General features: G+C 70.1%; 16 protein-coding genes. 12 read left to right on the top strand and 4 right to left on the bottom strand.

Annotated elements, in window-relative coordinates:
• The first annotated feature begins 130 nt into the window (after window positions 1–130).
• Window positions 131–685: a TetR/AcrR family transcriptional regulator gene (locus tag STVA_RS21355; protein WP_170221611.1), complete on the top strand. Its 555-nt coding sequence runs from the start codon at window positions 131–133 to the stop codon at window positions 683–685.
• On the opposite strand, the gene STVA_RS21350 is transcribed toward STVA_RS21355, so the two are convergent.
• Entirely contained in the window at window positions 583–2,418 is a 1,836-nt protein-coding gene (locus STVA_RS21350) for a CocE/NonD family hydrolase (protein ID WP_123691892.1), read from the bottom strand. The genes STVA_RS21355 and STVA_RS21350 overlap by 103 nt on opposite strands.
• A gap of 79 nt (window positions 2,419–2,497) precedes the next feature.
• On the opposite strand from STVA_RS21350, the gene STVA_RS21345 reads away from it, so the two are divergent.
• From STVA_RS21345 to mnhG, 8 genes are all read left to right on the top strand, one after another.
• On the top strand, window positions 2,498–3,541 hold the full coding sequence (locus tag STVA_RS21345; RefSeq protein WP_170216561.1) for a dipeptidase: 1,044 nt from the start codon (window positions 2,498–2,500) through the stop codon (window positions 3,539–3,541).
• A gap of 4 nt (window positions 3,542–3,545) precedes the next feature.
• Window positions 3,546–5,114, top strand: a complete 1,569-nt coding sequence (locus tag STVA_RS21340) for an ABC transporter substrate-binding protein (RefSeq protein WP_170216560.1) — start codon at window positions 3,546–3,548, stop codon at window positions 5,112–5,114.
• A 163-nt stretch (window positions 5,115–5,277) separates the two neighbouring features.
• Window positions 5,278–8,208: a monovalent cation/H+ antiporter subunit A gene (locus tag STVA_RS21335; RefSeq protein ID WP_123691888.1), complete on the top strand. Its 2,931-nt coding sequence runs from the start codon at window positions 5,278–5,280 to the stop codon at window positions 8,206–8,208.
• Window positions 8,208–8,543 carry a Na+/H+ antiporter subunit C gene (locus STVA_RS21330; RefSeq protein ID WP_123691887.1) on the top strand — a complete coding sequence of 112 codons (336 nt, stop codon included), beginning with the start codon at window positions 8,208–8,210 and terminating at the stop codon, window positions 8,541–8,543. The genes STVA_RS21335 and STVA_RS21330 overlap by 1 nt, the downstream gene beginning before the upstream one ends.
• Window positions 8,543–10,177: a monovalent cation/H+ antiporter subunit D gene (locus STVA_RS21325; RefSeq protein ID WP_197735700.1), complete on the top strand. Its 1,635-nt coding sequence runs from the start codon at window positions 8,543–8,545 to the stop codon at window positions 10,175–10,177. Before STVA_RS21330 ends, STVA_RS21325 begins: the two co-directional genes overlap by 1 nt.
• Entirely contained in the window at window positions 10,174–10,659 is a 486-nt protein-coding gene (locus STVA_RS21320; protein ID WP_123691883.1) for a Na+/H+ antiporter subunit E, read from the top strand. The genes STVA_RS21325 and STVA_RS21320 overlap by 4 nt, the downstream gene beginning before the upstream one ends.
• On the top strand, window positions 10,656–10,937 hold the full coding sequence (locus tag STVA_RS21315; RefSeq protein WP_123691881.1) for a K+/H+ antiporter subunit F: 282 nt from the start codon (window positions 10,656–10,658) through the stop codon (window positions 10,935–10,937). The genes STVA_RS21320 and STVA_RS21315 overlap by 4 nt, the downstream gene beginning before the upstream one ends.
• Window positions 10,934–11,302, top strand: a complete 369-nt coding sequence (gene mnhG / locus STVA_RS21310; protein ID WP_123691879.1) for a monovalent cation/H(+) antiporter subunit G — start codon at window positions 10,934–10,936, stop codon at window positions 11,300–11,302. Before STVA_RS21315 ends, mnhG begins: the two co-directional genes overlap by 4 nt.
• A gap of 1 nt (window position 11,303) precedes the next feature.
• Here mnhG and STVA_RS21305 read toward each other — a convergent pair whose 3' ends face one another.
• The 3 genes from STVA_RS21305 to STVA_RS21295 all read right to left on the bottom strand — a co-directional run bounded on the left by STVA_RS21305 (window position 11,304) and on the right by STVA_RS21295 (window position 13,053).
• Window positions 11,304–12,209 carry a sulfotransferase domain-containing protein gene (locus STVA_RS21305; RefSeq protein WP_123691877.1) on the bottom strand — a complete coding sequence of 302 codons (906 nt, stop codon included), beginning with the start codon at window positions 12,207–12,209 and terminating at the stop codon, window positions 11,304–11,306.
• 105 nt (window positions 12,210–12,314) lie between these two features.
• Entirely contained in the window at window positions 12,315–12,671 is a 357-nt protein-coding gene (locus STVA_RS21300; protein WP_245978395.1) for an HVO_A0114 family putative DNA-binding protein, read from the bottom strand.
• Complete coding sequence (locus STVA_RS21295; protein WP_123691875.1) at window positions 12,649–13,053, bottom strand: toxin-antitoxin system TumE family protein; 405 nt, start codon at window positions 13,051–13,053, stop codon at window positions 12,649–12,651. The genes STVA_RS21300 and STVA_RS21295 overlap by 23 nt, the downstream gene beginning before the upstream one ends.
• A gap of 135 nt (window positions 13,054–13,188) precedes the next feature.
• Between STVA_RS21295 and STVA_RS21290 the strand changes: the two genes are divergently transcribed.
• The 3 genes from STVA_RS21290 (at window position 13,189) to STVA_RS21280 (ending at window position 20,047) form a co-directional block, all read left to right on the top strand.
• Window positions 13,189–16,500, top strand: coding sequence for a transglutaminase family protein (locus STVA_RS21290; RefSeq protein ID WP_123691873.1), 3,312 nt, complete (start codon window positions 13,189–13,191; stop codon window positions 16,498–16,500).
• A 71-nt stretch (window positions 16,501–16,571) separates the two neighbouring features.
• Window positions 16,572–19,130: a circularly permuted type 2 ATP-grasp protein gene (locus STVA_RS21285; RefSeq protein WP_123691871.1), complete on the top strand. Its 2,559-nt coding sequence runs from the start codon at window positions 16,572–16,574 to the stop codon at window positions 19,128–19,130.
• On the top strand, window positions 19,127–20,047 hold the full coding sequence (locus tag STVA_RS21280; RefSeq protein WP_123691869.1) for a transglutaminase family protein: 921 nt from the start codon (window positions 19,127–19,129) through the stop codon (window positions 20,045–20,047). Before STVA_RS21285 ends, STVA_RS21280 begins: the two co-directional genes overlap by 4 nt.
• The last annotated feature ends 25 nt before the right edge of the window (window positions 20,048–20,072 follow it).

The following is a 20,072-nucleotide window of genomic DNA, read 5'->3' as shown; positions in this document are numbered from 1 at the left end:
CGGGAACGCGGGAAGGGGCCGATCGGGCGGGGCCGCTGGCGCGCGGCGACTGGGTGGATGCGGCGCGCCATGCCTTGGTGGCGGGCGGGTCGCCGGGGTCAAGGTCGACCGGCTGGCGGCCGACCTTGGCGTGACCCGGGGCAGCTTCTACTGGCATTTCGCCGACCGGGCGGAACTGCTGACCGCCCTGCTGGCCCATTGGGAGGCGACCAACACCGCGCCGATGGAGCAGGCGGTGGCCCAGGCGGGCAGCGACGGCCATGCCAAGCTGGTCGCCCTGATCCGCCTGTGGATCGACGAGGTCGCCTTCAGCCCGGCCTACGACTCGGCGGTGCGCGACTGGGCCCGCCACGACCCGTCGGCGGCGACCGCCGTCGGCCGGATCGACGAGCGGCGCATCGCCCTGCTGGCGGCGATCTTCGCCGACCTCGGGTTTGCCGGCGAAGATGCCTTCGTGCGTGCCCGCGTCGCCTACTTTCACCAGGTCGGCTACTACGCGCTGGCGATCCGCGAATCGCGCCAGCGCCGGCTCGACCTGCTGCCCTTCTACTACCGGGTGCTGACGGGCTTCGAGATGCCGGATCAACTGCGCGGCATCACCGGCAAGGTCAGGGCGGACGGCCGGTCCGGCCCGCGCAGGATGGTCAGCAGGGGGGACTTGCCGAACGGCAGCCGGGCCAGGTGATCGCGGTCGGCGCCGGCCAGGGCCAGGCGGATGCGGTGCCCCGCCCGGAACAGCCAGGATGTCGGCATCAGCGGGATCTCCAGCAGGGTCGGCTCGCCCGGCGTCAGCAGCTCGGCATCGGCCACCCCCATCGGGTGCCAGGGGCCGGTATGGGGATAGTCGGCGGGCGCGGGCGCCGTCTTGCGGAAGAGCGCGCGCAGCCGCCCCTCGGTGACGTAGCGGGTCTGCCCGTCCGGTCCCACATCCTCCAGATAAAGGATGATGCCGGCATCCTCGGCGTCGGACGCGATCCACAGGCGGGCCAGCGCGTGGCCGGTCACCTCGGTTTCGGCCTCCAGCACCGGGCTGGTCCACACCGCCATGCGCCCGTCGCGGCCGTGCCAGTCGGGATAGTATTCCTCGACCGGCTGGCCCGCGATGCGCTCGTAGCGGGTGTTGCGGCCGGTGCCGATGCCGTGGTCGGTCCGGTACTGGTCGGCGCCGTCGCTGTTGGGCGCGGCCACGGCCAGCGCCTGGCCGTCGGCCAGGTGCCAGGTCTGCGACGATGCCGCCGGCGGCCAGGTGTCGGACGCCTTCCAGGCCTCCTCGATCATCGTGAAGTAATGGACGGGGCGTTCGGCCGGCAGGCCGGTGTCGATGCCGGCCAGATGCTGGTCGAAGAAGCGCAGCATCTCGGCATTCATCTCGAAGCGCGGGCGGGCGCCGACGCGTGCCGGGCTGACATTGGTCCGCGCGCCATGGTCCCACGGGCCGAACAGCAGCCGCTTCTCGGGGTTGGGCAGGGCGTTGAAGCGCCCGGCCGCCCCGTTGGTGTAGGCCGCCCCGTCCATCCAGCCCGACACGCCGTAATGCGGCAGTTCCGGCCGGATGCCGGACAGGTAGGTGCGCGGCGCCACCGTTGTCGCCTTGAAGGCCGGGTCGTGGGCGAAGGCCGCGTCGCGCGCCGTCAACTGCGTCACGAAGGCGGTGGTGTCGAAATTGGCCGCGTGCTCGGCAATCGCGGCGGCCACGTCGGTGCCGTCCGGATCGTCGTCGACCGGGGCGGGGCCGGCATAGTGCGGGCCGGCGAAATAGGGGAACTCCTGCAGCACGTCGCGCCGATCGAGGTCGAGCGCCTCGATCATGCGGCCATAGCCGCCGATCATGCCGATATAGAGCAGGCCGCCCGGGTAGAACATGTCGCCCCAGGTGTCCCAGACCGAGAAGGTGGGCATCACCGCCTTGATCGCCGGGTGGCCGGTCGATGCCGCGAAGTCGGCCGCAGCACCCACATAGGAGATGCCGGTGATGCCGACCTGCCCGTCGCTCCAGGGCTGGCGGGCGATCCAATCGACCACGTCGTAGTAGTCCAGCCGCTCGGTCGGCGAACGGAAGCCCTCGCGCGCGCCGAACGAGGCGCCGGTGCCGCGCACGTCCACGATCGCTACGGCATAGCCGTAGGGTACGAAGAAATCGCGATAGACGGCATAGCTGGGGCTGGCCTCGACGGCGGCCGGCGTGCCTTCGTTCAGGCGGAAGCGGCGATAATAGGGGGTGAACAGCACGATGGTCGGCCGCGGTACCGCCGCCTCGCCGGCCGGCAGGTGGATGTCGACCGCCAACCGCACCCCGTCGCGCGCGGCGACGTAGAGCGAGCGCCGCTCGATCCCGCCGGTCGCGGTCTTCGCCCGGCCAGCCAGGTATTCGGCCGGGCTGATGGTCCAGGCGGGCGACCCCTTGGAGCTGTCCGACATCGCGCGATTCCCCTCCCGAAAGCGTCCTTGCCGAATTTCCATACAGCACTGTACGGTTCCTCGACAACGAGGAGCGGCCATGAGCGCAATCGCGTCTGCCTCAGTACCATCCCCGACGCTGTCGGCGCTGCACCGCGATGCGATCGTGGTCGACATGACCATGCCCTGGGGCGACTACGCCCAGCGCGCGGAGCTGAAGCCGGGCACCCTCGATCGCCTGATCGACAGCGGCTACGGCATGGTCTCGCTGACCGTGGCCCAGGACCGCACGCCCTTCGCCGAGGCGATGGCCTCGCTCGCCAAGGAGCGGCGCTTCTTCCTGGAGCGGCCGGACCGCTTCGTGCTGGTCGACACCGCGGCCGACATCGAACGCGCCAAGGCCGAGGGCAAGCTCGCCATCGCCTTTCATTTCCAGGGCTGCAACCCGCTCGACGGCAAGCTCGAGAACGTCGAACTGTTCTACGACCTCGGCATCCGCCACATGCTGCTCGCCTACAACATGCGCAACCTGGCGGCCGACGGCTGCCACGAGCGCACCGATGCCGGCCTCAGCCGCTTCGGCCTGGCGCTGGTGGCCGAGATGAACCGCGTCGGCATGATCGTCGACGTGACGCATGTGGGATATCGCAGCTCGCTCGACACGATCGAGGCGTCGACCGCGCCCGTCATCTTCTCGCACTCCAACCCGCGCGCGATGTTCGAGCATGAGCGCAACATCCGCGACGACCAGATCCGGGCATGCGCGGCGTCGGGCGGCGTGGTCGGCATCAACGGGCTCGACCTCTTCCTGGGCGGGCCGCCGACGGTGGAGCTGTTCCTGCGCCACATGCGCTACTGCCTCGACCTGGTCGGGCCGGAGCATGTCGGCCTCGGGCTCGACTTCGTCTACGATCCGGAAACGCTGACCAACGTGCTGATCCGCGGCACCGCCCAGCGGTTTCCGGCCAGCAGCGGCTACGACCGCGCCCGGGTGCCGGAGTTCTTTCAGCCCGAGCAGGTGCCGCCTTTGACCGATGCCTTGTCGGCGGCCGGGTATGGCGATGACGACGTGCGCCGCATTCTGGGCGGCAATTGGATGCGGGTGGCCCGCCAGGTGTGGCGGCCGGCGAACAGGGGAGTCTGAGGGGATGCGCAAGTTTCTGTCGGCGGTCGCGATCGCGGCCGCCCTGGCCGGCCCGGCGGCGGCGGCCGACCTTACCGTGGGGGCGCGCTTCGATCCCTCGATCGACCCGCACTTCCTCTATCTCTCGACCAACATGGCCTATGCCCAGCACATGTTCGAGCCGCTGGTCGCGCGGGATTCGGATTCCCAGCCGATCCCCGGCCTGGCCGAAAGCTGGCGCGCGCTCGACGACACGACCTGGGAATTCAAGCTGCGGCGCGGCGTGCGCTTCCATGACGGGCAGGAATTCACCGCCGCCGACGTGCAGTTCACCGTCCGCCGGGTACCGGCGCTGGCGAACAACCCCAGCGCCTATACCGGCGCGCTGCGCTCGGTCGTCTCGACGGAGGCGCCCGACCCCTACACGGTGATCTTCCGCACCGACAAGCCGAACCCGATCCTGCCCAGCCAGTTCACGATCATGTCGATCGTCTCGCACAAGGCAGCCGCCGATGCGACGCCGGCCGACTTCGCCTCGGGCAAGGCTGCCATCGGCACCGGCCCCTACCGCTTCGTGCGCTATGCCCGCGGCGAGCGGCTGGAGCTGGAGCGCTATGCCGACTATCGCGGGCCCGCACCGGCCTGGGACAAGGTGACCTTCCGCTTCATCCCCAACCCGGCCGCGCGGGTGGCGGCCTTGCTGGCGGGCGATGTCGACATGATCGACTACGTGCCGACGGCCGACCTGCCGCGACTGAAGTCGGACGCCCGCTCGGCCCTCTTCACCCGCGCGTCCGACCGGGTGATCTATCTGGTGCCGAACGTCGGGCCGGACACGATGGCCGGGCTGACCACCAAGGCGGGCGAGGCGCTGGACCGCAACCCGCTGCGCGATGCCCGCGTGCGCCGCGCGCTGTCGCTGGCGATCAACCGGCCGGCCCTGGTCGACCGGGTGATGGAGGGTTTCGCCGCACCCGCCGGCCAGCTCGTGCCGCAGGGCTTCTTCGGCTACGACCCGGCGATCGCCGTGCCGCCCTTCGACCTCGCCCGCTCCCGGGCGCTGCTGGCCGAGGCAGGCTGGCCCGACGGCTTCGGCATGACGGTCGCCTGCACCACCGACCGCTACGTCAACGATGCCGCCATCTGCCAGGCCCTGGCGCAGATGTGGGCGCGGGCGGGCATCGCCATGAAGGTCGAGACCTATCCCTCGAACGTCTTCTTCACCAAGGTGCGCACGGGCAAGTCCGAGCTGCCGATGATGCTGCTCGGCTGGGGCAGCTCGTCCACCGGCGATTCGTCGGGCGCGCTGACCGGCCTGCTGCATTCGATCGACGCGCCCCGCGGCTACGGCGCCTACAATTTCGGGGCCTACGCCTCGGCCGAGGTCGACCAGAAGATCGAGACGGCGACCACGACCATGGATGCCGCCCAGCGCCTGTCGCTGATGCAGGGGGCAATGCGTGCGGCCGTGGAAGACGGCGCCATCATCGCGCTGCACACCCAGATGACGGCGGTCGCCACCCGCAAGGGCATCGCCTACACGCCGCGCGCCGACGAGTGGACGATGGCCACCCACGCCAGCCCGGCGCGATAGTCGATCGGGGCGGCCGCGGCCGCCACGCCGCCCAGAACGATGGGCACGGCTTCCCGCGAGGGAGGCCGTGCCCATTGCTTTTTGCCCAGGAATTCAACCATAATAGGAGACACTGCGTAAGGCTAGAATGCGATAATTCGGTCGAAAGGTTCTCTTATCGGTTATGTCCGTCGATGTCCTGTTCCTCACTTGCATTATCATCTTACCCTTCATTGGCAGCTTTATTGCCGCTTTCCTACCCACCAACGCCCGCAACGCCGAAGCTTGGCTAGCCGGCGGTATTGCACTGAGCATTCTCGGCATTGCGGCATTTCTTCAGCCAGCGGTTGCCGACCATAAGGCCATTCGCGCGGAACTCGAGTGGCTGCCGGAATTCGGGCTCAATTTCGTCCTGCGGCTCGATGGCCTGGCCTGGAGCTTCGTCGTCCTGCTGTCCAGCATCGGGGCGCTCGTCGTCCTCTATGCGCGCTACTACATGTCGCCGACCGACCCGGTGCCGCGGTTCTTCTCGTTCCTGCTCGCCTTCATGGGCGCGATGCTGGGCATCGTGCTGTCGGGCAACCTCATCCAGATCGTCTTCTTCTGGGAACTGACGAGCCTCTTCTCGTTCCTGCTGATCGGCTACTGGCACCATAACCAGCGCGCGCGCGAGGGCGCGCGGATCGCGCTCACGGTGACTGCGGCGGGCGGGCTCTGCCTGCTAGCCGGCATGTTGGTGCTGGGCCACATCGTCGGCAGCTACGATCTCGACGTGGTGCTGGCGTCCGGCCCCCGGATCGTCGGCCATTCCTACTACCCGGCCGCCCTGGTCCTGGTGGCGATCGGCGCGCTGACCAAGAGCGCGCAGTTCCCCTTCCATTTCTGGCTGCCGCGCGCCATGGCCGCGCCGACGCCGGTTTCGGCCTACCTGCACTCGGCCACCCTGGTGAAGGCCGGGGTCTTCCTGCTGGCGCGGCTCTGGCCGGCGATGGCGGGGCATGAATACTGGTTCTGGGTCCTGGCGCCGGTCGGCGTCACGACGCTGCTGGTCGGTGCCTTCCTGGCGATGTTCCAGCAGGACCTGAAGGGGCTGCTGGCCTATTCGACCATCAGCCATCTGGGGCTTATCACGCTGCTGCTGGGCCTCGGCAGCCCGCTGGCGGCGGTGGCCGCGATCTTCCACATCATGAACCATGCGACGTTCAAGGCGTCGCTCTTCATGGCGGCCGGCATCATCGACCATGAGGCCGGCACGCGCGACGTGCGACGGCTGGGCGGCCTCTATCGCGCCATGCCGATCACCGCGGCGCTGGCGATGGTCGCGGCCGCGTCGATGGCGGGCGTACCGCTGCTGAACGGCTTCCTGTCGAAGGAGATGTTCTTCACCGAGACGATCGAGGACCATGTCGACACGGCCCTCGACCACGCGCTGCCCTACATCGCGACCGTGGCCGGCATGTTCAGCGTCGCCTACTCGCTGCGCCTCATCCATCAGGTCTTCTTCGGCCCGCGCGCGACCGACCTGCCACGCCAGCCGCACGACCCGGTCCGCTGGATGCTGCTGCCGGTGGCGGCCCTGGTCCTCACCTGCCTGCTGGTCGGGATCGTGCCGACCCATACGGTCGGCGGCTTCCTCGCCATGGCCGTGGAGCCGGTCCTGGGCGCGCAGACGCCGGAATACAGCCTGGCCGTCTGGCACGGCTTCACGCCGGCCCTCTTCATGAGCTTCGTGGCGCTCGGCGGCGGCATCGTCCTCTACCTGTCGATGCTGCGCTACCTGTCCGGCAACATCGACGGCGCGCCCGGCCTGCGCAACCTGACGGGCAAGCGCATCTTCGAGCGCGCCATCGTCGTCCTGTCGTGGCGCTGGGCAAGGGACCTCGAGCACGCGATCAGCACGGTCCGGCTGCAGCCGCAGATGCGCCTCCTCATCGTCGTGGCGATCGCGGCGGCGCTGTGGTCGCTGGCGGTCCGACCCGTGCCGCTGGATCTCGCCTGGCCGCAGGGCATCGACGCCGGCTTCGCGCTGGTCTGGGTCATCGGGGGGGCGTGTGCGCTGGGGACCGCCTACCTGGCCAAGTACCATCGCCTGGCCGCGATCATCCTGGCGGGTGGCACTGGCTTGGCGACCTGCCTCACCTTCGCCTGGTTCTCGGCACCCGACCTGGCCCTCACCCAGCTCCTGGTCGAGATCGTGACGACGGTGCTGCTGCTGCTCGGCCTGCGCTGGTTGCCCATCCGCATCGAGGGCATCCTGCCCGGGTTGACGGTCTATGCGCGGCTGCGGCGGGCCCGCGACCTCGTCATCGCCGTCGCGGGCGGTGCCGGCCTGGCCGCACTGTCCTACATGGTGATGATCTGGCCGCTGACCGGCAGCATCTCCGGCAACTTCCTGGAGCGCGCCTATACCGAAGGTGGCGGACGCAACGTCGTCAACGTCATCCTGGTCGATTTCCGCGGCTTCGACACGCTGGGCGAGATCACCGTCCTGGGCGTGGTGGCGATCACGGTTTATGCGCTGCTGCGCCGGTTCCGGCCCGCCCGCGACAGCATCGACCTGCCGGCGCAGAAGCGATTCCAGAACCGTTTCGACGTCGACCGCTACGAGAATGGCGGCGGGGAGCCGATCTCCGCCCACTACATGCTGGTGCCCGGCCTGATCATGCGCCTGCTGTTTCCGGTGATCGCGATGATGGCGATGTTCCTCTTCCTGCGCGGTCATGACCTGCCGGGTGGCGGCTTCGTGGCCGGGCTCACCTTCGCCATCGCCTACATCCTGCAGTACATGGCGGGCGGGGTCCGCTGGGTGGAGGACCGGCTGCGGGTCCTGCCCGTGCGCTGGATCGGCATCGGCCTGCTGGCCGCGGCCGCCACCGGTGCCGGCGCATGGGGGTTCGGGCGACCGTTCCTGACGACGGCATTCGCCTATGCCGACATTCCCTGGCTGGGACAGGTTCCGCTGGCCAGCGCGCTGCTGTTCGACTTCGGGGTGTTCTCGCTGGTCCTCGGCGCCACCGTGCTGATTCTGATCGCGCTCGCCCACCAGTCGCTCCGGGTCCATCGCGCCGCCGCCGCGCAAGCGGGCGACGGCGGCGCCGGCGAAGGGCGCGACTGATGGAACTGGTCGTCTCGCTGGCCATCGGCGTGCTGGCCGGATCGGGGATCTGGCTGCTGCTGCGGCCCCGCACCTTCCAGGTGATCCTCGGTCTCTCGCTGCTGTCCTACGCCGTCAATCTCTTCATCTTCGGCATGGGGCGGCTCAGGGTCGGCGCCCCGCCCGTCCTCGCCCCCGGCGGCGACATCGCGGGCTATGCCGATCCGCTGACCCAGGCGCTGGTGCTGACCGCCATCGTCATCAGCTTCGCCATGACCGCGCTCTTCCTCGTCGTCCTGCTCGCCTCGCGCGGCCTGACGCGAAGCGACCATGTCGACGGGCCGAAGGGCGAATGATGACGCTGGCCGATCACATCGTCGTCGCACCCATCATCCTGCCGCTGGTCGCCGGCGGCCTGATGCTGCTGTTCGACGGGCGCAACCGCAATGCGGCGGCTCTTCTCAGCATCCTGTCGACGTTCGGCCTGCTGGCCATCGCCGTCCGCCTGGTGGCGACCAGCGCGGACGCGGAAACCGCCGCCGCCGCCGTCCGGGTCTATCGGCTGGGCGACTGGCCGGTGCAGTTCGGCATCGTGCTGGTGGCCGATCGGCTTTCCAGCCTGATGCTGCTGCTGACCGCGATCCTGGGCTGTGCCACGCTCGTCTTCTCGCTCGCGCGCTGGCACGGGGCCGGCAGCTTCTTCCATCCCCTGTTCCAGTTCCTGCTGATGGGGCTGAACGGCGCATTCCTGACCGGCGACCTGTTCAATCTGTTCGTCTTCTTCGAGGTCCTGCTCGCGGCCTCCTACGGGCTGGCGCTGCACGGCTCGGGCTATGCCCGCGTCCGGGCGGGGTTGCACTACATCGCCATCAACCTGGTGGCGGCACTCGTCTTCCTGATCGGCGTCAGTTTGATCTATGGCGCCGCGGGCACGCTCAACATGGCCGACCTCGCTGCCCGTATCCCCGGCTTGGCCGTTCGCGAGCGCGCCCTGTTCGAGATCGGCGCCAGCATCCTGGGCGTCGCCTTTCTCGTGAAGGCGGCGATGTGGCCGCTGGGATTCTGGCTGCCCGGCACCTACGCCGCGGCGGGGGCGCCGGTGGCTGCCCTGTTCTCGATCATGACCAAGATCGGGATCTACGTCGTGCTCCGCCTGGGCTTCCTGCTGACCGACCCGGAAAGCGGCGAGCTGGCCCTCTTCGGGCAGTACTGGCTCCTCGTCGGCGGCATCGCGACGGTGCTCTTCGGGATGGTCGGGATGCTCGCCTCGCAGGATCTGGCCAAGCTCGCCGGCTTCAGCGTGCTGGTCTCTTCGGGCACGTTGCTGGCGGTGCTGGGGGCCGACCATCCGGGAACGGTGGGGCCGTCCCTCTACTATCTCGCCAGCTCGACGTTGGCGACCGGCGCCTTCTTCCTGCTGATCGAGCTGGCCGAGCGCGGGCGCACGCCGGCCGACGACCTCATCGCCGTGACGCTGGAGGCCTACGGCCTGGATGGCGAGGAGAAGCCGGGCGAGGAGGGCGAGGCCGGTGTCGCCGTGCCGGCGATACTGGCGGTGCTGGGCATCGCCTTCATCGCCTGCGCGATCCTGGTGTCCGGCCTGCCGCCGCTGTCGGGCTTCGTGGCGAAGTTCGCGATCCTGGCCGCGTTGCTGGACTGGGGCCGGGTGCAGAGCGGGGTTCCCGTCTCGCTCGAGGCCTGGATCCTCACGGCCGTCCTGCTGGTGTCGGGCTTCGTCACGCTGCTCGCCATGGTGCGCGCGGGCATCCGCTCCTTCTGGGCCGTGATCGAGCGCGACGTGCCGCGCGTCCGGGTGATCGAGCTGGCACCGGTGGCAGCACTGCTGTTCCTGTGCGTCGCCCTCACGCTCCAGGCCGGGCCGGCGATGCGCTTCATGCAGGCGACGGCGGCCGGGCTGCACGGATCGGGCCCCTATGTCGGCACCGTCCTGTCGCCGGCGGCGCCTGGCCGGGGCGGGGTCGGCCCATGACCCGGTGGCTGCCGTCGCCGCTGGCGTCGTTGCTGCTGATGGCGCTGTGGCTGCTGCTGAACCAGAGCGTGTCGCCCGGGCATCTGCTGCTGGGGGCGGTGCTGGGCGTGATCGGGCCGCACCTGATGACACGGCTCGACACGCCGGCCATGCGCATCGGCCGGCCATGGGCGATCGTACGGCTGATCGGCATCTTCGTCGTCGACGTGGTGCGCTCGAACATCAACGTGGCCCGCGTCATCCTGCAGAACGACCGGCGCCAGACCTCCGGCTTCGCGCGCATCCGGCTGCGGATGCGCTCGCCCTACGGGCTGGCCGCCCTGGCCTGCATGCTCACCGCCGCGCCCGGCACCTGCTGGGTCAGCTATGACCCGGCCGCGGGCACGCTCGTGATCCATGTGCTCGACCTCGTCGACAGCGACGACTGGGAGGCCATCATCGAACGGCGCTACGAGCGGCTGCTGATGGAGATTTTCGAATGAGCGGATCGGTCCTGCTTTTCGCGCTGGCCGTGGGCCAGCTCTTCCTGGCGCTGGCGATGGCGGCCGCTGCCTTCCGCATCCTGCGCGGCCCGCGCGCGCAGGACCGCGTCCTGGCGATGGACGCGCTCTACGTCAATTCCATGCTGTTGCTGCTGGTCTTCGGCATCGGTTCCGGCACCACGCTCTATTTCGAGGCGGCCCTGGTGATCGGCCTGCTCGGCTTCGTCGCCACCGTGGCGCTGGCGAAGTTCCTGATGCGGGGCGAGGTGATCGAGTGACGGCGCTGCACGACATTCCCGCCTGGGCCGCACTCCTGGTGGCAGCGCTGGTCCTGATCGGCTCCAGCCTGGCCCTCATCGGCTCGCTCGGCCTGCTGCGGCTGAAGAGCTTCTACGACCGCGTGCATGCGCCGACCCTGGGTGCCACGCTCGGGATGGCCAGCATCCTGAGCGCGTCGATCCTCTATTTCTCGCTGAGCCAGACCCGCCCGGTGGTGCACGAGATCCTGATCGGCATATTCGTGACCGTCACCACGCCGGTCACGCTGCTGCTGCTGGTGCAGGCGACGCTCTACCGGGACAGGCTGGAGGGGCGCAACCCGTTGGCGGAGAAGCCGGCGCCCGGCCCGCAGGAGCGGGGGTAGGTCACCCGCCGCCGCGGCCGTTCGCCAGCCACGCCGCCCCCTCGGCCCCCAGGCGTGCCAGTGCCGTCTCCTCGTAGCGGCGGATGTCGTCGGCGGTCAGCGCGTCGGTCCAGCGGCCGTTGGTGCCCTTGTGGATGAAGACCTCCGCGCCGCCGTCCCAGAAGACGCCGCCCAGCGGGGCGCTGCGCGCGGCATTGGCCTTCATCCAGGCAAAGGTGCAGTGCTCGACCTGGGCCGGGAAGCGGTCCTCGTCGATGGCGATATCGAGGAAGGCCGCGATCTGCCGCATGCTGCCCGGCAAGTCGCGCTTCAGGTCAGCATAGTGGACGAGCAGCAGGTTGGGCAGGGCGCGGATGTCCCACCAGCTCCGCACATTGTCCCAGAACGACCAGAACGGGTGGCCGTCGCGGTCGAGCCAGTCCAGGAAATACTGCCGGATGTCACCGGTCGGCGGCTCGATCGGCGGGCCGACCCGGCCCGGCGTGTCGTTCAGCACCTGGTACCAGAGGGCGTTGGCGTTGGCGTGGTGGTTGTACATGCTCCAGACGACGTCCCGCCCGTCGCGCACGATGTAGATGTACTTGGCGGCGGGCGAGTAGCGCAGGGCGTCGACCGGCAGATGGGTCTTGATGAAGCGCCGATGCGCCTGCGCCTCCAGCGCCTCGTATTTCACGGCTGCCGGCGGCACGCGCAGGTCGAGCCAGGGCGACATTTCGGCGATGGCCACGTCCTCGGCACCGCCGAAGATGAGCTGGCCCACGATCTGCTGCGTCCAGGTGGTGCCGGACTTCGCATAGGTCGCGATGACGACGTCGTCGTCGCGGAAGCGGAAGTCGTTCCAGACGGTGCTGTCGAAATGGTGGTTGTGCAACTCGCGCGTCTTCGTCGGCCAAGCGATCGCAGCCATGCCCTGTCCCCCCTCCCTCGCCTGGTTTCCGGCGGCAGGAGACAGCTTATAGAATTTCTCAGGTCAGGATGAACCTGTCGTATCGCAAGGCCCGCTCGGCCCTTCTCACGCCGCGGCGTCTGGGGCCGGTGTTACCTCGTAGGTCCCAGTCGCCAAGTCCACTCGCAGAACGCTCACCATTGCTTGCGGGCGGATCTCCCGCCCTTGCCGCACCAGCCGGACCAGCCCGTGGCCTGCCAACGATTGCAGCGATCGCGACACGTTCGGCTGGGCCCGCCCGGAGAGCGCCACCAGTTCCGAGACACTGGTAGGCCGATCGCGCAGGATCACGCCCAGCAGATCGAGCGCTTCCCTAGACAATGCCGCCAGCAACGGGGCGGCGGGCAGCGCACCTGGCTGACGATCACCACGTGCCACGGCCCGCATTTCCTCGCGCAGGTCATCGAGGCTCTTCCGGTTCACTCTCGTCCTCCGCTTCTAGCTCGATCTCCTCGGCATCGACCTCGAACGGGACGCCCTCCTGCCGGCAGGCGCGCTCGACGGCGGCAAAGAAATCACAGATCAGATCATCCGCACTCCTGAACTCGTATGCCTTCAGGTCGGTCAATCGGCGAAACGGATGCCGATGGTCATAGGTTTCGGCGCGTGGAATCCCATGGGCATTGTCAAACCCCAGCAGCCGCAGGCCGTCCGTATCATGCAGGGTGAACGCATACTTGATCCCGTGCGGCCGGCCGGTGGAAGCCAGGGTAGAGATGATCCGAAAGCGAATGCTCCAGCCATTCGCTAGGCGATACCGGCGCCGATGGTAGCCCATCAGCCGGAACATCGGTTCATCGGCCATGTCTGTATATATCGCTAGGCGATATTCAATTCAAGTCTGGCCAAGCGCCGATCATTGTCCCGGCACGGATGATGCAGCGGTTTCGTCACAATTTCCGGTAGGGCCGATGCCGCACAAGTCCCATACTGCGCGCCCATGACAATCCGCGCCGCCATCCGCCACGTCACCCGCTATCGCTACGACCGCCCGGTCGGGCTCGGGGCCCAAGTTATTCGCCTGCGCCCGGCGCCGCATTGCCGCACGCCGATCCTGGCCTATTCGCTGAAGGTCGAGCCGGCCGACCATTTCCTGAACTGGCAGCAGGACCCGCAGTCCAACTGGCTGGCCCGTGTCGTCGTGCCGGAGAAGACCGACCATCTGACGGTCGCGGTCGATCTCGTGGCGGAACTGGCGGTGATCAACCCGTTCGACTTCTTCCTGGAGCCGGCGGCCGAGAACTTCCCCTTCGCCTACGAGCCCGAGCTGGCGGCCGACCTTGCCCCCTACCTGCATCGGGCGGAGTGCGGGCCGCGCTTCCAGGAATACCTGGCGGCCATCCCGCGTGAGGAGAAGCAGACTACCGGATTCCTCTTCGACCTCAATTCCCGCATCGCCCGAGACATCACCTATCTGATCCGCATGGAGCCGGGCATCCAGGCCCCGGACCAGACGCTGGAGCGCGCGGCCGGGTCGTGCCGCGATTCCGCCTGGCTGCTGGTCCAGCTCCTGCGCCATCTGGGCCTGGCCGCGCGCTTTGCGTCGGGCTACCTGATCCAGCTGAAGCCCGATGTCGAGGCCCTCGACGGCCCGTCGGGCACCGACCACGACTTCACCGACCTGCATGCCTGGTGCGAGGTCTACCTGCCGGGCGCGGGCTGGGTCGGGCTTGACGCGACCTCCGGGCTGTTCGCGGGCGAGGGGCACATCCCGCTTGCCTGCGCGGCCGATCCGACGGCAGCGGCCCCCATCAGCGGCGGCGTCGAGCCCTGCGAGGTGACGTTCGACTTCGAGATGTCGGTCGCCCGCGTCGACGAGGCGCCGCGCGTCACCCGGCCCTACACGCCCGAGCAGTGGGATGCCATCGACCGCGTCGGCGATGCCGTCGACCGCATGCTGGCGGCGGGCGACGTGCGCCTGACCATGGGTGGCGAGCCGACCTTCGTCGCGGTCGACGACATGGAGGCGGCCGAGTGGACGATCGCCGCCGTCGGGCCGACCAAGCGGGTGTTCGCCGACGACCTGGTCCGCCGCCTGATGGACCGCTTCGCCCCCGGCGGCATGCTGCATTACGGCCAGGGCAAGTGGTATCCGGGCGAGAGCCTGCCGCGCTGGGCCTTTGCGCTCTACTGGCGCGGCGACGGCATGCCGCTGTGGCGCGACCCGGCCCGCGTGGCCCGCGAGGCCGAGGCCCGCGCCGTGACCGCCGAGGATGCCGGCCAGTTGGCGCGCGCCGTCGCCCGCCGGCTCGACATCCACCCCGACTGCGCCATGCCGGCCTTCGAGGATCCCTGGCACTACCTGGCGCGCGAGCAGGCGTTGCCGGCCAATGTCGATCCGTTCGAGTCCAAGCTTGAGGATGCCGAGGAACGCCAGCGCCTGGTCCGGGTCTTCGACCGCGGGTTGGGCACGCCGGTCGGCTTCGTGCTGCCGGTGCAGCGCTGGAACGCGCCGGACAAGCGCCGCCGCTGGCATTCGGAGCGCTGGGCGCTCCGCCGCGGCCGCGTGCTGCTGGTGCCGGGCGATTCGCCCGTCGGCTTCCGCCTGCCGATCGCCTCGCTGCCCTGGATCGAGCCGCAGCTCTATCCGCACGTCATCCCCCGCGACCCGATGGAGCAGTTGCCGCCGCTGCCCGCGCCCGACGCAGCGCGCCAGCCCTATCTGAGCGGTGCCGCCCGCGGGCCGGACTGGCAGGCGCGCGTGGCCCAGGTCGAGCAGCAACAGCCGGTCGAGGGCCTCAGCGTCCGCACCGCGCTCACCATCGAGCCGCGCGACGGCCGCCTGTGCGTGTTCATGCCGCCGACCGAGACGGCGGAGGATTATCTGGACCTGGTGGCCGCGATCGAGGACGCCGCGGCCGAGATCGACGTGGCGCTGCATATCGAGGGCTATTCGCCGCCGGCCGATCCGCGCCTCAACGTCATCAAGGTGACGCCGGACCCGGGCGTGATCGAGGTGAACATCCATCCCTCCCATAGCTGGCGCCAGCAGGTCGAGGTGACCCGCGCCATCTACGAGGAGGCCCGCCTCAGCCGGCTCGGCACCGAGAAGTTCCTGGTGGACGGGCGCCATACCGGCACCGGCGGCGGCAACCACATCGTCCTGGGCGGGCCGACGCCGGCCGACAGCCCGTTCCTGCGCCGGCCCGACTTGCTGCGCAGCCTGGTCGCCTTCTGGCAGAACCACCCGTCGCTGTCGTTCCTCTTCTCGGGCCTCTTCATCGGCCCGACCAGCCAGGCGCCGCGCATCGACGAGGCGCGCCAGGATTCGCTGTACGAACTGGAGATCGCCTTTGCCCAGGTGCGGGAGCCGGGCGGCGAGCCGATGCCGCTGTGGCTGGTCGACCGCATCTTCCGCAACCTGCTGATCGACGTCTCGGGCAACACCCACCGGGCCGAGATCTGCATCGACAAGCTCTATTCGCCCGACGGCCCGACCGGCCGGCTGGGTCTGGTGGAGTTCCGCGCCTTCGAGATGCCGCCGCACGCCGAGATGAGCCTGGCCCAGTCGCTGCTGCTGCGGGCGCTGGTCGCGTGGTTCTGGCGCGAGCCCTATCGCCAGCCGCCCGTGCGTTGGGGCACGGCCCTGCACGACCGCTTCATGCTGCCGCACTTCGTCTGGGCCGACCTGCAGGACGTGGTGGCGGGCCTGCGCGAGGCCGGCTTCCCGATCGACCCCGAATGGTTCCGGCCGCATTGGACCTTCCGGTTCCCGCTGTTCGGCACGGTCGATGCCGAGGGGGTGCGGCTGGAAGTGCGCCAGGCGCTGGAGCCCTGGCACGTCATGGGCGAGGAAGGGGCGGCGGGCGGCACCGTGCGCTATGTCGACAGCACGGTCGAGCGGCTGGAGGTGAAGGCCGTAGGCTTCGTGCCCGAGCGCCATCGCATCCTGGTGAACGGCCGGCCGGCGCCCGCGACCTCCACTGGCCGCCGCGGCGAGGCGGTGGCGGGCGTGCGGTTCCGCGCCTGGCAGGCGCCGCACAGCCTGCACCCGACCATCCCGCCGCACGGGCCGCTGGTGATCGAGCTGTGGGACGCCTGGCGCGGACGGGCGGTCGGCGGCTGCACCTATCATGTTGCGCATCCGGGTGGGCGGAACTACACCACCGTTCCCGTCAATGCCTACGAGGCGGAGGGCCGGCGCCTTGCCCGGTTCGAGCCGTTCGGCCTGACGGGCGGGCGCTTCGATCCTGGCCAGCCCGACATCCATCCCGATTTTCCGCTGACCCTCGATCTCCGGCGCTTCCACTGACCCCGCCGGCTGAAGGAAGTGCCAAGGCATCGTCATGACCCAACATTGCGGATCCGGCGGGGCGCGGCCGGATGGCCGGTGACCCGAAGCTGATCGAGAGTGCGGCCGTGGGGTCGATGGCATCCTATCCGCGGCCGGTCGGGCGCCACGACGCGATGGTCGCGGCCGACGGGTCGGTGCGCCCGCAATGGCGGCCGCTGCTGGCCGAACTGGCCCGCATCGACGCGGCAGAGGTCACCCGCCGTAACCAGGGCGTGCGCCGGCTGATCCGCGACAACGGCGTCACCTACAACGTCTATGACGATGCCGGCGGCGAGGCCCGGCCGTGGGAGCTCGACATCCTGCCCTTCATCCTCGACGGCCGCGAATGGGCGCGGATCGAGGCGGGCGTGGTGCAGCGGGCGCGCCTGGCCAATGCCCTGCTGGCCGACATCTACGGCCCGCGCCGGCTGGTTGCCGACGGCCGGCTGCCGCCGCACCTGACGGCCGGGCACCCGCAATTCCTGCGCCCGCTGCTGGGCATCGACCCGCCGGGTGGGGTCCATGTGCAGCTCTATGCCGCCGACCTGACCTGTGGGCCGGACGGCACCTGGACCGTGCTGGCCGACCGCGTCGAGGCGCCGAGCGGCATGGGCTACGCGCTGGAGAACCGCATCGTCGTCAGCCAGACCTTCGCCGAGCCATTCCGCGATGGCCATGTCCTGCGCCTGGCCTCATTCTTCCAGTCGATGAAGGCAGGGCTGGCGGCGCTCGCCCGGGGCGACCGGCCGCGCGGCGTGCTGCTGTCGCCCGGGCCGCACAACGAGGCTTATTTCGAGCATGCCTTCCTGGCGAACTATCTCGGCCTGTCGCTGGTCGAGGGCGACGACCTGACCGTCCATGACGGCGACGTCTTCCTGAAGACGCTGAACGGCCTGCAACGGGTCGACATCGTCATGCGGCGCGTCGATTCGCTGTTCTGCGATCCGCTGGAGCTGAAGGCCGATTCCTCGCTGGGCGTGCCCGGACTGGTGGAGGCCGCGCGCGCCGGACGCGTCGTGCTGACCAACCCGCTGGGCGGCATCGTGGTCGAAAGCCCGGCCATGGCGGCCTTCCTGCCCGACCTCTGCCGTGCCTTGCTGGACGAGGAGCTGAAGCTGCCGGGCGTGCCCACCCACTGGTGCGGCACGGCGGCCGGCCGGTCCGCGGCCCTGGCGGCCCTCGACCGTTCGGTCGTGCGCGACGCCTTCGACACGCTGCCGCTCTTCGCCCGCGGCTCGACCGCGCGGCTGGGGGCCGAACTGGACCGCGCCCGGCGCCAGCGCCTGGCCGCCGACATGGAGCGGCGGGGGGCGGGCCTGGTGGTGCAGGAGGTGATGCCGCCCTGCCTGGCGCCGACCCTGGTCGGGACCCGGCTGGTGCCGCGCCCCGTGGCCTTGCGCGTCTTCGCCGCCTGGACGCCGGCCGGCTATGTCGTGCTGCCGGGCGGGCTCGCCCGCGTCGGCCAGGGCGACGGCGAGCGCGCGACGCTCTCGATGCAGTCGGGGGCGGCCGGCAAGGACATCTGGGTCGTCTCCGACGCGCCGGCCGAACGCTTCAGCCTGCTGCGCTCCAAGGTCGAGCCCCTGCCGATCCGGCGCATCGGCGACGAGGCGCCGAGCCGCGCCATGGACAACCTGCTGTGGCTTGGACGCTATGCCGAGCGGGCGGAGGGCCTGGCCCGCGTCGTCAGGGCGGTCGCCGGCCGCCTGGGCGACGATGCCGGACCCGGGGTCGGCGGCGCGCCCGACCTGGCGCGCCGGCTGCTCGTGCCCTATGCCCAGGCGACCGAGGCCGCGTCGGCCGCGGCCGATGGCGGCGACGGTGCCGCCCTGACGCGCGAGATGCTGGCCCTGGTCGGCGACCGCGCCCACCCCCATGGGCTGATGCGCACGCTGCTGGGCGTGCGCCGCACCGCCTGGTCGGTCCGCGACCGCCTGTCGCTCGACACCTGGCGCAGCATCCTGGCGCTGACCGCCGACGACGATCCGCCGCCCGGCGACCTGGCCGCCCTGGCGGCGCGCCTGGACGTGCTGATCCGCCGATCGGCCGCACTGTCGGGCCTGTCGGCCGAAAACATGACGCGCGGGCCGAACTGGCTCTTCCTCGATCTCGGCCGGCGCATCGAGCGCGGCGTGGCTGCGGCCTGGATCGCCCGGCAGCTACTGGGCGCGGGCGGCGAGGGGGCGGTCGAGCGCATGCAGATGGCGCTGGAGATCGCCGACAGCGCCATGACCTATCGCTACCGCTATCTCGGCACCTTCCAGGCCGCCCCGGTGCTCGACCTGCTGCTGCTCGACGAGGCCAACCCGCGCTCGGCCGGCTTCCAGATCGCCACGCTGGCCCGGCACATGGCCGAGCTGCAGGACAGCCCCGCCGGCGCCGGCCAGATGGCCGACACCAGCATCCAGCCCTTGCTGGCCAAGTTGCGCGCGACCGACCCGATGGCCCTGGTCGAGCGCGCGGCCGATGGCGGCCGGCCCGGGGTGGGAGCGCTGGCGGATGCCATCGGCGCCGGGCTGGTCGGGCTTTCGGACGGGCTGTCCGATCGCTATTTCCGGCCGTCGCCGCGGCGGCGCACCGGGTCTGCCCCGCGCGGCGAGACGGCATGATGGAATATCGGGTCCGCCATCGCACGACCTATCGCTACCTCCAGCCGGTGGCGCAGTCGCAGCATCTCCTGCACCTGATCCCGCGCCCGACGGCGCGCCAGCGGGTGGACGAAAGCACCGTCACGGTCGATCCGCCGCCGACCCGCCGCACCCGCCGGCTCGATGCCTTCGGCAACATCGCGGAATGGCTGACGCTGGAGGACCCGCACACCACGCTGGAGATCATGGCCGAAAGCCGGGTGGCGGAGGCCGCCTTCCCGCCGCCCGACCCGGCCGCGACCTGGCCGTGGGAGCGCGTGCGAGGCGCGCTGGAGGCGCCGGTCGATCCCGAGGCGATGGCGGCGGTCGATTTCCTGTTCGATTCCCCGCTGGTCAACCCGGCAGGCGACCTGTCGGTCTATGCCCGGCCGAGCTTCCCGGCGGGGCGGCCGGTGCTGGCCGGTGCCATCGACCTGATGGCGCGCATCCACGCCGATTTCCGCTACGACACCACCGTCACCGACGCCACCACCCCGGTCGACCGGGTGTTCGAGATCCGCGCCGGCGTCTGCCAGGACCTGGCCCATGTCGGCATCGCCTGCCTGCGCGCGCTGGGCCTGCCGGCGCGCTATGTCAGCGGCTACCTGTTGACGATGCCGCCGCCGGGCATGCCCCGGCTGGTGGGCGCGGACGCCAGCCATGCCTGGTTCGCGGTCTGGTGCCCACCGATCGGCTGGGTCGATCTCGACCCGACCAACGACGTGCTGCCGGGGGTGGGCCACGTGACGCTGGCCTGGGGCCGCGACTATGGCGACGTGGCGCCCATCAACGGCGTCGTCGTCGGCGGCCGCGACCATACGATCGAGGTGGGAGTCGACGTGGCGCCGCTCGACGAACTGGCCAAGGCCTCGGCCAAGGAACCGCCGACGCGATCGTGATCGGGCGTGAAATGCGGCGGCGGCA

Source organism: Stella humosa, from assembly GCF_006738645.1.
GTDB lineage: Bacteria > Pseudomonadota > Alphaproteobacteria > ATCC43930 > Allostellaceae > Allostella > Allostella humosa.
This window is presented reverse-complemented; position numbering and strand designations above follow the sequence as displayed.